Origin of the sequence: Methanobrevibacter sp. TMH8 (assembly GCF_020148105.1) — an archaeon.
Classification (GTDB): domain Archaea; phylum Methanobacteriota; class Methanobacteria; order Methanobacteriales; family Methanobacteriaceae; genus Methanobinarius.
The window spans coordinates 44,709-59,406 of record NZ_JAHLZE010000003.1 but is presented as its reverse complement, the minus strand read 5'-3'; the positions used below and the strand labels follow the sequence as shown (position 1 = coordinate 59,406).

Annotated in this window: 10 protein-coding genes; 5 read left to right on the top strand and 5 right to left on the bottom strand. The window is 27.4% G+C overall.

All coding sequences use genetic code 11. The annotated features are described in order from the left end of the window. Positions 1-384: 384 nt before the first annotated feature. The 4 genes from KQY27_RS00755 (at position 385) to KQY27_RS00740 (ending at position 8,079) form a co-directional block, all read left to right on the top strand. The gene (locus KQY27_RS00755; protein ID WP_224424671.1) at positions 385-2,718 is read left to right on the top strand and encodes an Ig-like domain repeat protein; all 2,334 of its coding nucleotides are present in this window, start codon (positions 385-387) and stop codon (positions 2,716-2,718) included. A 347-nt stretch (positions 2,719-3,065) separates the two neighbouring features. Beyond that, a complete protein-coding gene (purL, locus tag KQY27_RS00750; RefSeq protein ID WP_224424670.1) occupies positions 3,066-5,333 on the top strand; it encodes a phosphoribosylformylglycinamidine synthase subunit PurL in 2,268 nt (755 codons plus the stop codon). A gap of 151 nt (positions 5,334-5,484) precedes the next feature. Then, entirely contained in the window at positions 5,485-6,720 is a 1,236-nt protein-coding gene (glp, locus tag KQY27_RS00745) for a gephyrin-like molybdotransferase Glp (RefSeq protein ID WP_224424669.1), read from the top strand. A gap of 201 nt (positions 6,721-6,921) precedes the next feature. Beyond that, positions 6,922-8,079, top strand: coding sequence for a site-2 protease family protein (locus tag KQY27_RS00740; protein WP_224424668.1), 1,158 nt, complete (start codon positions 6,922-6,924; stop codon positions 8,077-8,079). Positions 8,080-8,203: 124 nt separating this feature from the next. Here the strand turns inward: KQY27_RS00740 and KQY27_RS00735 are convergent, their stop codons facing one another. From KQY27_RS00735 to KQY27_RS00720, 4 genes are all read right to left on the bottom strand, one after another. After that, a complete protein-coding gene (locus tag KQY27_RS00735; protein WP_224424667.1) occupies positions 8,204-8,881 on the bottom strand; it encodes a DUF166 family protein in 678 nt (225 codons plus the stop codon). A gap of 196 nt (positions 8,882-9,077) precedes the next feature. Then, positions 9,078-9,455, bottom strand: a complete 378-nt coding sequence (locus KQY27_RS00730) for a putative zinc-binding protein (RefSeq protein WP_224424666.1) — start codon at positions 9,453-9,455, stop codon at positions 9,078-9,080. Between the two features lie 418 nt (positions 9,456-9,873). Further along, positions 9,874-10,287 carry a ferritin family protein gene (locus tag KQY27_RS00725; RefSeq protein WP_224424665.1) on the bottom strand — a complete coding sequence of 138 codons (414 nt, stop codon included), beginning with the start codon at positions 10,285-10,287 and terminating at the stop codon, positions 9,874-9,876. A 266-nt stretch (positions 10,288-10,553) separates the two neighbouring features. Next, a complete protein-coding gene (locus tag KQY27_RS00720) occupies positions 10,554-11,786 on the bottom strand; it encodes an FprA family A-type flavoprotein (protein ID WP_224424664.1) in 1,233 nt (410 codons plus the stop codon). Between the two features lie 781 nt (positions 11,787-12,567). On the opposite strand from KQY27_RS00720, the gene KQY27_RS00715 reads away from it, so the two are divergent. Further along, positions 12,568-13,365 carry a V4R domain-containing protein gene (locus KQY27_RS00715; RefSeq protein WP_224424663.1) on the top strand — a complete coding sequence of 266 codons (798 nt, stop codon included), beginning with the start codon at positions 12,568-12,570 and terminating at the stop codon, positions 13,363-13,365. A 289-nt stretch (positions 13,366-13,654) separates the two neighbouring features. On the opposite strand, the gene cobI is transcribed toward KQY27_RS00715, so the two are convergent. Beyond that, positions 13,655-14,416: a precorrin-2 C(20)-methyltransferase gene (gene cobI, locus KQY27_RS00710; RefSeq protein ID WP_224424662.1), complete on the bottom strand. Its 762-nt coding sequence runs from the start codon at positions 14,414-14,416 to the stop codon at positions 13,655-13,657. Between the last annotated feature and the right edge of the window lie 282 nt (positions 14,417-14,698).

The following is a 14,698-nucleotide window of genomic DNA, read 5'->3' as shown; positions in this document are numbered from 1 at the left end:
CGTTTAACTTAGGTTTAACGAAGTTATTTTTTAAATAAATAGTAATTTTATTGGTATCTATTTGGTTTTTGTATTAATAGAAAAGAAAATTATTATAACATGAATGTGTTTAAAGTAATTTTCTTTTGATTAATAAGATTAAAGGAGCTTTATAAAATTTTTTTGAGTAAATGCTTTTCTTAATGGTACCTAATTAATGAAAAATGATCTTTTTTGGGAAAATCATTTAATTAGATTATTAATTTGGGTTTATTAATCAAAAATAAATTTGTAATGTGGTATTAAAAAGATAAAATGTGTTCTATTAAGAATTTTTATATATATATATCACCCCCTTAAATTCTATTTAGAATCATTTATTCTTTTTTAATCACATTTAGAATTTTGAATATATATTTTAACCCTTATAAAAGGGGAGGTGAAATAATTAAACAAAATAAAAAAATAACTCATACATTAATTATAGTAAGTATTTTTCTATTAGCTGTAATTAGTTTACAAGCTGGTTTTGCAGCTACAACAACTACTATTGATAATACAACTGCTGGTGGAATAAGTGGTGCACTCGGTAGTTCAAGTCCTGGTGATATAATAGAATTGGATGAAGGAACATACACAGGTAACAACAATACCAACATGACAATTAACAAAAACATCACAATACAAGGAAACGGCCCAACAGGCAAAATAATACTTGATGCACAAGGACTATCAAGAATATTCATAATCGACAACAATTTGGACGTGATTTTCATCAATATAACATTTATCAATGGAAATTCAACTAATGGTGGTTTATATGGTCATGGTGGTGCAATCATCAATATGAATCAAGCTACAAAAATGACATTAATAGATTGTGTATTTACTAATAATACTGCACTTGGTAGTGGTGGAGCAATTCTTAATCAGGGAAATATTAGTTTAACTGGATGTAATTTCACATTTAATAATGCTGGTGGTTTAGGTGGGGGGCTTTATAATATTTATAGTGCTAATATAAGTTTAATTAATTGTAATTTTATATCTAATTTTGCTACTGATGCTGGTGGAGGTTTATTAATTCACTCCAATACTAAATATTTTGAAATAATTAATTGTAGCTTTATATCTAATTCTGCTATTTCTATTGGTGGTGCAATTTTCATGGCCAATAATAATTCAGGAATAATTAGTAATTGTACTTTTAAGAATCATAGTGGAAACCAAGCTGGTGCTGTATTTATGTCAAATAATTGTAATGTTCAGATTATCGATTCTTTATTTGAGGACAATAATGCTAGTGCTTGTGGGGGTGCGTTAAGAATAGATAATAATTGTTCAGTGAATATTACTAATTCTACTTTTAGATATAACAACGCAGCTCTTGATGGCGGAGCCATATCTATTTCTAGTTCTAATGTAATTATTTCTGATTGTGATTTAACTGGTAATTCTGCTGGCAGGGATGGTGGTGCTGTTTCTTCTAGTACTAGTGATACTTATCTTATTGACAGTAGTAATGTTAATATTAATAACTCAACCATAATTGACAACACTGCCGGTAACAATGGTGGTGGTGTTTCTTCTTCTACTGGTGAGAATAGTACTGGTAATAGTAATGTTAATGTTAATGATTCTGATATAGCTAATAATACTGCTGGTAATAATGGTGATTCAATAGCTACTACTGCTGGTGACGGCAGTAGTGGTAATAGTGAAGTCAATGTTGATGGGGACTCTACTATAACTAATAGCAATCCAGATAGAGATGATAATGGAATATATGCATCTACTGGTGAGGGCAGTAGTGGAGAAGCTAAAAATAATATAGCTGATGGTGTTATTAAACGGTTATCAGCTAGTTCAACTATAATTGCTCCTAATTCTACTGTTGGAAAACCAACCACTATTCGTGGTGTAGCTAAAGACCAAAATGGTAATCCATTAGCTAATGTTAAGTTAACTGTTACTGTTGATGGTAAAGTATATACTGTAACTACTAATAGTGCTGGTGAGTGGAGTTTAACTTATATTCCAACTAAAATAGCTAATATTCAAGTTACAGTAGCTTTAAATCAAAACAATGTATACTATGCATTTAGTAAAACTACTAGTTTTAGAGCTATTCAAACTGTTACTCTAACAATTTCTGCACCAACAATCAACCAAGGTAAAAAAACCAATATAAAAGTAACTCTTAAAGATGCAGATGGAAATATCCTCAAAGGCAAAAAAGTATCAATAACAATCAAAGGAAAAACATACACAGCAACAACTAATAACAATGGAATAGCTGTATTCAATATCGCTGGATTAAAGGGTGGAAAACATACTTTAACAGCTAAATTTGCAGGAGACAACAACTACAAATCATCAACAATATCAAAAGTGCAGAAAGTCAACCCTAAAACTAACTTAGGAATTGCATCAATTAAAAAATTGTCTTTCAAGAAAAGAGTATCTACATATAGAGTTACAATAGCTAATACTGGAAGTTTAAAATCTAAGGCTACTACTTTGGCTCTTTTCCATATGAGAAACGGAGTTAAAATCAAAACCAAATACATCAAAATTAAATCAATAGCTCCAGGAAAGAAAATATCAATAATCGTCAGCTACTTCCCAGATAAAGCTAATCACAGATACTGCATAGCCCACTTCCAAATCGATCCCAAAAACAAAAACAAAGAAATAATACTAGCTAACAACAAAAAATCAATAAGCCTAAAACACTAAAACAAAATAATATATCTATATTTAAAGAGATAATAATTAATTATTTTAATTATCTCACTTTTTTATTTTTTTTATTTTTTTAATCATTATTTATAATAAATATATGATATTTATATAAAGTATTTTAACTAAGTTGTAGAAAGATAATTATATTAAGTTTTATACAACTTATTATACAATTAATTATAAATTATCATAGTTAAATTATATCATATCTAAATTATTGTAATTATTATAATTATTGCAATTTAGTATTATTTAGTATAATATTATAAATATTGTAATTTTAGTATAATTTTTATCATTTAATTAATCTTTTTATATCATTATTATTAGGAAGTGTGGGAATGCTAGAAGATTCTGAAATGAAATATATTAAAGAAAAACTTGGAAGAGAACCTAATGAACTAGAAGAAGGAATGTTAGATATAATGTTCTCTGAGCACTGTTCATACAAAAGTAGTAGGCCTATTCTTGGTCTCTTTCCTACAGAAGGGGAAAATATAATAATGGGGCCTGGTGACGATGCAGGAATGGTAGCTATAACTGATAAGCTAGCTCTTGCTGTGGGAATTGAAAGTCACAATCATCCTTCAGCTATTGAACCTTATGGGGGAGCTGGAACTGGAATTGGAGGAATACTCAGAGATATTATTTCGATGGGTGCAATGCCAATAGCTCTTTTAGATAGTCTTCGTTTTGGACCACTTGAAGATCAAAAATCCCGATATTTATTTGAACATGTTGTTAAAGGTATTTCAGATTATGGAAATCGTGTAGGTGTTCCTACTGTTGGTGGAGAAGTTGAATTCGATGAGTCATTTAGAACAAACCCACTTGTAAATGTAATGTGTGCAGGACTTGTTGAAAAAGATAAAATTGTTAAAGGAATAGCTCCTAATGTAGGAGATGTTTTCCTTCTTATGGGTGGAATGACTGGAAGAGATGGAATTCATGGTGTAACATTCGCTTCAGAAGAGTTAACATCTGATTCTGAAATTGAAGATAGGCCAGCTGTTCAGGTTGGAGATCCATTTACAAAGAAAAAGGTATTAGAAGCTTCTCTTGAAATTCTTGAAAAAATTGATGTATCTGGAGTTAAAGATCTTGGTGGAGGAGGACTTACTTGCTGTATTTCTGAACTTGTGGATAAATGTGGAAATGGGGCAGTAGTTGATTTAAATTCTATACCTCTTCGAGAAGAAGGAATGACTCCTTATGAAATAATGTTATCAGAATCCCAGGAAAGAATGGTTTTTGTTATAAACCCAAAATATGTAGATGAAGCTTTTGCTATTTGTGATAAATATGAACTTCCAAGAGCTATCATTGGTAAAGTTACTGATAATAAGTTGATGATTGTTGAAGATGATAATACTGATAAAAACAAGAGCAATGATGTAAAAAATGAGTCTAATGAAAATATTCTTATTGTTGGTGATGGAATAAAAGAAACTTATGGTAAACCAATAGCTTGTATGCCAGCAGTACTTCTTGCAGATCCTCCTTCACTTAATCGGGATACCACTCCTCTTCAAAAGGATGAAAATTATGTTAAAGTTGAAGATCCATCAATAGATGAGTCAATTCTTAAAATTCTCTCTTCACCTAATATAGCTACTAAAAAGTGGGTTTATAAACAGTATGATCATGAAGTTCAAATTAGAACTGTTGTAAAACCTGGAGATGATGCTGCTGTACTTAAAGTAGATGATGAGAACGCAGTTGTACTTAGTTGTGATTGTAATAGTATTCATACAAAGCTCTCTCCATATGATGGGGGAGCTGGAAGTGTAGCTGAAGCTATTAGGAATGTTGTTTCTATGGGTGGGGAGCCTTATGCTGTTGTTGATTGTTTAAACTTTGGAAATCCAGAAAATCCAGAAATACTTTGGCAATTTAAACAATGTGTTCAAGGAATGTCTGATTTAGCTGAAAAGTTCAAAACACCTGTTATCAGTGGTAATGTAAGCTTTTACAATGAAACAGAAGGTATAAAAATCAATCCATCTCCTACTGTTGGTGTTGTTGGTGTAGCTAACCTTGATAATGTCCGAACTCTTGATTTTAAAAATGAAGGAGACAAAATTGTCATAATTGGAAAAACCTATGATGAAGTAGATGGGTCTGAATATCATAGAGCTGTTCACAGTCTTGAACAAGGTGAAGCTCCAAAAATCAGAATTGATGATGAGATTGTAGCTTCAAAATCTATATTAAATCTTTTAGATAATGATCCTGGAAAATTTAAAGGTGTTGAAAATAATATAACAGCTATTCATGACTGTTCTGCTGGAGGAATAGCTATAGCACTTAGTGAAATGGGAATATCAAGTGGTATAGGTGCAGAAATTGACTTGGATAAAATTCCTACAGAAGATAATAATGAAGGAAAAGTATCCTTAAACAATATTTTATTTTCAGAAAGTCATGGAAGATATATTATCACAGTAAAACCTAATGTTTTAGATGATGTCTTGGATAGTATTGATGTTCCTTGTGCTTGTATTGGTGAAGTTAAAGGCAATACTCTAAAATTATCACGTGATATTGAAATAGCTGTTGAAGATCTAAAAGATGCATATAATGGTGTTATTGAAGCATTTATGGCTTAATTTCAATATTATTATTAATTATATTTATTTAATAATTTTATTATTATATCTAACAACATTTTATATAACAAAATTTTATCTAACAAGATTTCATATAACAAAAATTTATCTAACAACATTTTATATTATGATTTTTTATTGAGGATTTTAAATGTTTTTATCTGAATTAATTCCAATGTCAGAAGTTCTAGATATCTTAGCTGAAAATCAGAAGATTATGGGAATAGAAACTATTGATTTGAAAGATTCATATCTAAGGGCTTTAGCTACTGCTATTTATTCTTTTCATGATTCTCCACCTTTTGATAAATCTGCTATGGATGGTTATGCAGTTATTGCCGAAGATACTTTTGGTGCTTCTTCTAATATTATTAAAGAACTAAAAATTATAGATCAAATTGGTGCTGGAGCATTTTCTGATAAAAAAATTAATAATGGCGAAGCTATTCGAATAGCTACCGGAGCTCCTATTCCTGATGGGGCTAATGCTGTTTTAATGGAAGAATATACTATTACTGAAAATGAAGGAACTGATGATGAATATATCAAAATTCATTCTCAAGTTACTCCAGGTGAAAATGTAGCTATATCTGGTGAAGATATTAAAAAAGGGGATAAAGTTGTTGACTCGAATATTATCATTCGTCCTCAAGAAATGGGACTTATAGCTTCTGCAGGTGTTGATTCTATTGAAGTTTACAAAAAACCAAGAGTTAAGTTAATCATAACAGGAAATGAATTGGTTAATCCCACTAAAAATCTCGATAAAGCTCAAATTATTAATTCTAATCAATATGTTATTGGATCTATGGTTGAAAGTTGTGGAGCAAATGTTGATATTAGCTATTCTCAAGATAACTTTAATACAGTTAAAGAAATTTTAGATGATAGTTCTAAAGATTATGATTTAGTCATTACAACTGGTGGAACAGCTATTAGTAAAGGAGATGTAGTTATTGATGCTGTTGATGCAATAGGAGAAGTTCTTTTTCATGGGGTAGCTATAAGGCCAGGAAAACCAGTTGGATTTGGTTTAATAAATGAAACTCCAATTTTCATGCTTTCTGGATATCCTGTAGCTGCTATGGGGCAATTTGATGCAATTGTTAGAAGATTTTTATTCAAAATGCAAAATATTGACTTCAATCCTAGAATGGAAAAAAGAGAAGCAGAAGTTAAGATTTATTCTAATTTAGGGCGAACAGATTACATTCGTGTATTTGCTGATGATGAAAAAGTAAGGTCTATATTGAGCAGAGGTTCTGGAGTAATTAGATCTATGGTTGAAGCCAATGGTTATATAATTGTTGATGAAAATCAAGAAGGAATAACTAAAGGTGATATTGTTGATGTTGTCTTTTTTGAAGCCATGAATTGGAATAAATAGTTTAAATTAATAATTTATTAAATATTATAAATAAATTAAAATAATTAAATTTATACATTAAATAATAAAAATTATATGTAATTATATAAATCAACAATTTAATACATTAACATTTAATACTTAAATAATCAAATTTATACATTAAAAAATTCATAATCAATAAGTAAAAATCAATTTTATTTTTTATTAAAGAGTGAAATAATGAATGCATTATGGTATTATGCGATTGGATTTGCAATTATATGGATTGTTGCACTAGTCTTTAGGAAAAGATTAGTTAACCATGGATTAGAAATTAATTTTCCCTTGCTTATGTGGAAAACTAAACGTCTTAGAGGATTTATTGACAGAATAGCTAATATATCTCCAAGATTTTGGAAATGGTTTATGAATGTAGGAATAGTTGTTTCTTTTATAGCTATGGTTCTGATAACATATTCATTATTCTTTTCACTTTCTACAATTACCCAAACTCCTTCTGTATCTTTAGTTATTCCAGGAGTTGAAGTTCCAGGTTCTCCAATTTTTATCCCATTTGCTTATGGGATAATTGGATTAGCTACAGTTATAATTGTTCATGAATTTGCTCATGGAATTTTAGCTAGAACAGAAAAAATAAAGATAAAATCAATTGGATTATTGCTTTTTGCAGTTCTTCCAGGTGCTTTTGTTGAACAAGATGAAGAAGATATGGAAAAATCAAGTAAAATTGCGAAAATGAGGGTTTATGCAGCAGGATCAATTGCTAACATTTGTCTTTTTGCTGTTGCATTTTTAATCATGACTTCAATATCAACATTTATTATTCCAGATGCTTTCAATGAAAATGGAGTTCAAATACAAAAAATTATCGAAGGTGCTCCTGCTGATAATATTTTAAAAGAAGGAATGATAGTTGAATCTATTAATGGGCATGAGATAACTGGTGGATCTAGCTATTCTGATGCGGTTTCTACATTAAAACCAGGAAAAACCGTTGATATCACGACTAACACGGGAACTTATAATTTCACGGCAGGTAAAAATCCAAACAATGCTTCTGTTGGTTATATGGGTATTCAGGGAGTTAAACATTATGAAATTGAGAGTAGTGTAGCTAATACCTATGGAAATCAGCTACCATGGATTTGGTTTGGATTAGTTGATTTGTTTATGTGGATATCTTTCCTTAATTTAGCTGTTGGATTATTTAATCTTCTTCCAATGAAACCTTTGGATGGAGGTCACTTATTTGAAGAATTATTAGATTATAAATTACCTGAAAATTTTGTTAAACCAATTGTTACTTTAATATCTTGGTTTTTAATATTTATAATCGCTATAAGCTTAATAATGGGACTAGGATTTAATTTATTTTAGTATATAAATAATTATTGAATTATTTATTTACTAATTATTTACTAATTAAATTAATTTATTATTTTCTTTCATTATCTAGTTATTTTCTTTCATTCTTATTATTTCTTCTATTATCTATTTTTGATTATTTTTCTTTTTTATTTTCATTTAAAGCTTTTTTAACAGCATCATGGTGTAATTGTGAAGCTATTTGTTTATGTGATTCTTCATCAGCGAATAATCGTAATTTATGACCTCTACAGGGGTAATGTTGGATTCGAAGACCTGCTTTTTTAGCTGTAATATCGATATCTGTAGCTTCTTTTCCAATCATATCTTTTGCCATAAAATCTGTAGCTCCACAAGGAGAGCCTCTAATAACATCAATTTCAGCTATTCTTTCTCCTTGACAATTTATTTTTATATCTGGTTTTCCAAACTTTTCTGTGAATTCTTTAAAAACTGAATTTCCTTTATTTCCTTCTAATTCACACATAGCATCAGGAACAGAAACATTTTTATATTTTAAAAGCTGTTTTTTAAATCCTTCTCCTCTCCAAACTCCTACAATGATCCATGAAACTTTTTCATGTAGTTGTTCTATAAGTTCAAGGGTCATATCGGCTTGTTTGATATAGGTTATTATTAAATCAAATTTAGCTAATTTTTCAATTAATGATGGGCTAATTTCTATATCATCTATAAATATTCCTTTTGGAGATTCTACTTCAAACATTTCTGTTTCAAATTCTTTACTTATTGTTTCACAGGCTCTTTCTCCAAAAACAGGTTCATCTCTAATGATAGCTATTTTTATGCTCATGATTGTTTCCTTATTTTCTTTTTTATTTAATAATATTTAATTATAATTATAATTTTATGTTTATTAATGATAATAATAGTTAATAATTGAATGAAGTGATAATAAATCGAATAAATAGATAAACAGAATAAATTGAATAAATTGAATAAATAGATAAATAGATAAATAGAATATACAGAATAAATGGATATATAATCTAAATAGAGTCTATTTGTTCAAAAATAGCTTCTTTTAATTTTTTAACAGATTTTTCACCATCAACATCTAATCTTGAAGGATCATTTACTTTTAAATTATTATCTTCTAAAAATTTATCTACATTAATTGATTTTTCAACTGAAACCCCTTTTGATTTTAATATTTTATTTACGCATGAATCAGAACATCCATTAATAGCCAAAATTGGATATTTTTTGATCATTTCATTGAAATCATCATTATCAGCAGCTGTAGCTGTAATGCATATAGAAACTATATTATCTTTATCAATTGCCAAATCATTACTAACGGCTCTAGTAACAAGGCCTAATGCACTCATTCCATTACATGCTGCTATTGAAATCTTTTCATTCATTTTTTCACCTAATTTATTTTATTATAATTGATTATATTTAATGATTTAATGATATTTATAAATATTTTTTTAAATAACATTGACAGTTAATTAATTTTTTATATTTTTTTAGTTTTAGAATTAAATAAAATAATTTAGAAAATAAATTTAAAGTATTGATAATTAAGTTAAAACAAGTTAAAATAAATTAAAATAAATTAAAATAAGTTTAAATAAGTTAAATAAGATAAATAAGATAAAAAAAAAGATTGATTTTGTTAATATTATATTTTAAATAATAATATAACTTAAAATAACTTAAAAATGAATATAATATAGAATATAATATAAAAATTGAATTAAAGTAATAAGAAAAAATATGTAAAAATAATTAGTTTAAAAAATAAGAAAAAATTTATTAGAAAAAATAAAAAAATATTTAGAAATATCTTTCCAATATTCCTTGTAGTATTTTAGCGTGACGACCTTCGTCTTTGGAACTTTCTTTAAAGAAATCACAAGGGTCTTCGAGCTTACATTCTTCAGATTTTTCTGCAGCTTCTCTTTTCTCTTTATTAGCCATTAATTCTCCTTCTAACATCATTTCAACATTTTCTTTTAAAGTTGGTTTAATGACTCCATTCATTTCTGCAAATCTTGCAGCATGTTCGGCTTCTTCCCATGCCAATCTTTTAAATACTTCAGCTAACTCCCCATAACCTTCTCTAGAAGCTTGTCTAGACATAGCTAAATACATTCCTACTTCTTGGGTCTCACCCATGAAATTAGCTTGTACTTCTTTTTCTACGTCAGTTCCTTTGGTAACTCCAATTTTATGTTCATATTTTGGCATTTTCTTTTCTCCTTATATAATATTTTCAATTATTTTTATGCTATATCCAATTTATTATTATTTATTATTATTATATTTTTCACTAATTTTATAATAATGATTCTTTATATATTATTAATTCAATAAATATAAGATTACAATAGATATAAAATTATAAAATATAATTTATAAAATATTATAATATAATGATAAAATAATAAAAAATAAAAAAATAAATTATCAAATATAATAGATATATTCTATTTATATTCTGTTAAATTATAGTTTTATAGTTTTTTGGCTTCTTCTACTAATTTTTGTCCTAATTTAAAACAATCTTCGTTTTCTGCTTCATCAGGAACATAATAGACTTCACAAGTGTCTACTACATCGAAACCAGATTCATTTAATTCTTTAGCTATGATGTCCACAGCACCACCTTTTCCTCCCATAGAACCGAAAGTGACAGCTTTTCTTTCAATTCCAGTTCTGTCATATTCGAGACCTTTCATATAGTACATAAGATCTCCAATACTTGGGAATGGTCCATTATTAATAGTTGGTATTCCAATAGCTACTGCTTTACTATCAAGAATGCTTTTTACTATTTCACTTCTTTCATCTTCATGTAAGAAGAACATTTCTACATCATATCCTTCAGCTATTACACCTTCAGCTACTTCATGAGCCATTTTTTGGGTTGAATAGTGCATAGTGTCATAAACGATTGTTACTTTATCTTTACATTGTCCTGTAGCCCATTCACTATACGCACCAATGACTTTCATTGGATCGGTCCATATTTGTCCATGTGAAGGAGCTATCATCTTAATTTGTTCAAGTAAACCTAATTCTGTAACTTCTTCAAATTTCTTTAATACAAGTTTTGATAGAGGAACTAAAAGATTTCCATAAAACTTTTTAGTAGCATCCATTAAAACATGTTCAGGGATTTCATGATCGAATCTTTTAGAGTAACATAAGTGTTGACCAAATGCATCATTAGGGAATAATATTCCATCTTCTACTAATAATGTGAACATACTATCTGGCCAGTGGAGAAGGAATGCATCTAAGAATGCTAAAGTTTTTCCACCAAGCTCTAAAGCATCTCCAGTTCCAACAGTAATAAATTCTGCTCCATTAATTCCAGGGTAATGTCTTTTCAATCCTTTTACAGCTATTTCAGTACAGTATATTGGTGCATTTGGATATCTTTTGTGGAGATCTACTAAAACTCCACTATGGTCCTTTTCGACGTGATTTTGTATAATTACATCTACTTTAGCATTTTCTCCAGTTTTTCCTTCTTGTGCAAATGCATCGTCTACTCTAGCCATTAACTCTTCAGTTTTCCCAGGATATGCGTTATCGATCAATGCTACTTTATCATCACCAAATACTAAATATGCATTGTAAGTAGTACCATCAAGAGTATATCCATGATAAACTCTTAAATCCCAATCAAGTACTCCTATCCAATATACGCCCTCACTTATCTTCATTGCTTTTGCTTTCATTTTATATCTCCTTATTTCTCATATTTTTAAATTTATGCCTTTTATAGCTTATTTCTTTGTATTAATTTATACAGAACACTCATCAGCCATTATACATAGTACTAATATATAAGAACGTTCGTACATTTAGAAACATATAGTTATTTTAGATTAAGTCATATATAAATTTTGTTATTTAATTGACAAGATTTAATCATATGAAACAATCTTTTGTTTTATCTATAATTTTAACTATATACGAACTGTTTGGATTTTATTCATTTGTTCTATTCGTTTAATTTCTAATAAAAACCTTTAAAACAATTAAATTTTTCATTTTAAATAATTTATTATCTTTGATTCACTTAATAATTATAATCAGCTCTTTTATTAACATTTTATATGGTTGTTCTAAAGAAAAGGTTTATATAGTGGAAATTACAAAGTAAACAATATATATTATGACGAACAGTAATGGAATGATTTTAAATATTATTTAATATATTTTTTCTAAAATATTAATTAAGAATATTAATTAAAATTATTAATTAAGAGTACTAATTTAAAATACTAATTTAAAATATTAATTTAAAGCTAATTTAAGATTAATTCTTCTGTTTTTAATATTTACATTTTTAAAGAAGTTAAAAATCTGATATAATGAAATTATAACATTTTTTAAAATGATATTATATTAAATATATATTACATAAATATATTATAAGTCCTATTAATTATGTATTAATTAGTCTTGATTAATACTAATAATAAGTAATATCCTTGAATTTAAAGGGGTATCGATATGGAAATTAGTGACCAAATTAATGAAGCAAAAAAACAAAAACCTATTCAAATTTTTTCTAAAGGACATAAAGAAATAGGTGTAAATGTAATTAAAAGTCCTGTTAAACTTGTTATTCTCTCAATGTTGAAAGATAGTGAGATGGAATTTGATGAAATCGTTAAAAATACTGGAAAATCTAAATCTACTGTTTCTGTTCATTTAAAATCTTTAAGAAAAGATGGAGTTATTTCTTTTAAATTTGATCCAGAAGATCAAAGAAAAAAAATATTCTATATTAATTCTAGATTTTTGGGAGAGATTGAAGTTCCTGAACCTTTTGAACTTAAAGAACAAAAAACAGAATTTTTAATAGAAAATATTATAAATAAAAAAGATTCTGATAAATTTGACTTTTCTCGCCTTTTATTCCATACTTTTCGTTCTACTTTAATCCAAGAAGGAATTAATATTAACCCTTTATTGTATGAAGCAGGTTATCATATTGGTTTAGCTTTATATGAGGAACTTAAGGATGATGATGTTGATACCTTCCTTAAAAACGTGCAAGAATTTTGGGAAGATTACGGTTTGGGGCGTATCGAATTTGATCTTGGAGAAAAAATTAAAATTACATCTTATGATTGTTTTGAGTGTGAATTACTTCCAAAAACAGGGAAACCAGCTTGTTATTTAGATGGAGGAATAATTGAAGCTATCTTATCTTCATTTTTGAAGAAAGATTTAAAAGTGACAGAAACTCATTGTTTCACAATGGGAGACAATCGCTGTGTATTTGAAGTAGAAACATTGGAATAATTCAGAAATCAAGTTTCATTGTTTCAATTTAGAATATCCTATTTAATTAGGATTATTCTTTTTCAAGTAAAATTTGATTATTTGATTTTTAATTCTTTTTATATTCTTATTTAACCTATATTTAAGCTATATTTAAATATATTTAACCTATATTTTAATTATTTTTTAATTATTTAATCATATTTTAAGTATACTTTATAGTATATTTATAGTATACTTTATATTATTGCTTTTAAAACTCTAATTTTTATTTCAAGTATTATTTTATTATAAATAGACTTTTCACTTTCTATTTTTTTAGTTTAACTATTGTAGTAGTTAAATATGGCTTATTTTTTGGAAAACCATCTATTATTTTCTCATTTTCCATTGTACAATTTTGGACAGATATTATATCTTTTTTACCATCTTGTTTATGTATTATTTCTTCTAATTCTTCTGTATTTCTAGAAGTTTTCATTAAAACAAAACTATTTCCTTCTTCAAGTAGTTTCTCCAAACGAGCATCGATTTTTGGAACTACCATGAGTATTTCATCTTTTTCTACCAATGGCTTACCTATACTTGAAGCACATGCTGTAAAAGAATTAATTCCAGGAATCATTTCTATTTCATATTTATTTTCTAATCTTTTCTGTACATATGAAAACGTACTATAAATAGAAGGATCTCCCAAAGTGATAAAAGCTACATCAACCCCTTGATCCAGATGTTTAGCTATTAAATTAGATGCATCGTCCCAATGTTTTTCTAAGGTTTCTTTATCTTCAGTCATAGGAAATATTGGTTCTAAAACCTTTAGTTGGGGAACATCACTATTTTTATTTCCTTCTTCTTCTATTTTTTCCCTTTCTATTTCTTTTTCTCTTTTTTCTCTGCTTTTTAATATTGGCTTAACAATAGAAAGGGCTATACTCTCTTTTTTTGGTGATGATTTCGGTGAACATATTATTGGAATCGTTTCAAGGATTTTAGCAGCCTTTATTGTTAAAAGTTCGCTGTCTCCAGGCCCTATACCAATTCCAAATAATTTTCCTTTTTGTTTTGTCAATTAAACACCATTTTTTTATTAATTATCTTAATAATTATTATAAATAATCTTTATATTAAATATTTTTATATTAAAAGTTTATATTAAATAGTTTCATATTATATAGTTTCATATTAAATAGATTTTATTAGTTTTACTAATTTTATTAAATAATTCTTTTATATTAAATATTAATAAATTAAAATTATATAAATAATTATATAAAAAAGCATTTAAAATAAATTTTTTAAGTATAAATCAATTTTTTACAATAAAAATATTTTTCTTAAATTAATATTATTT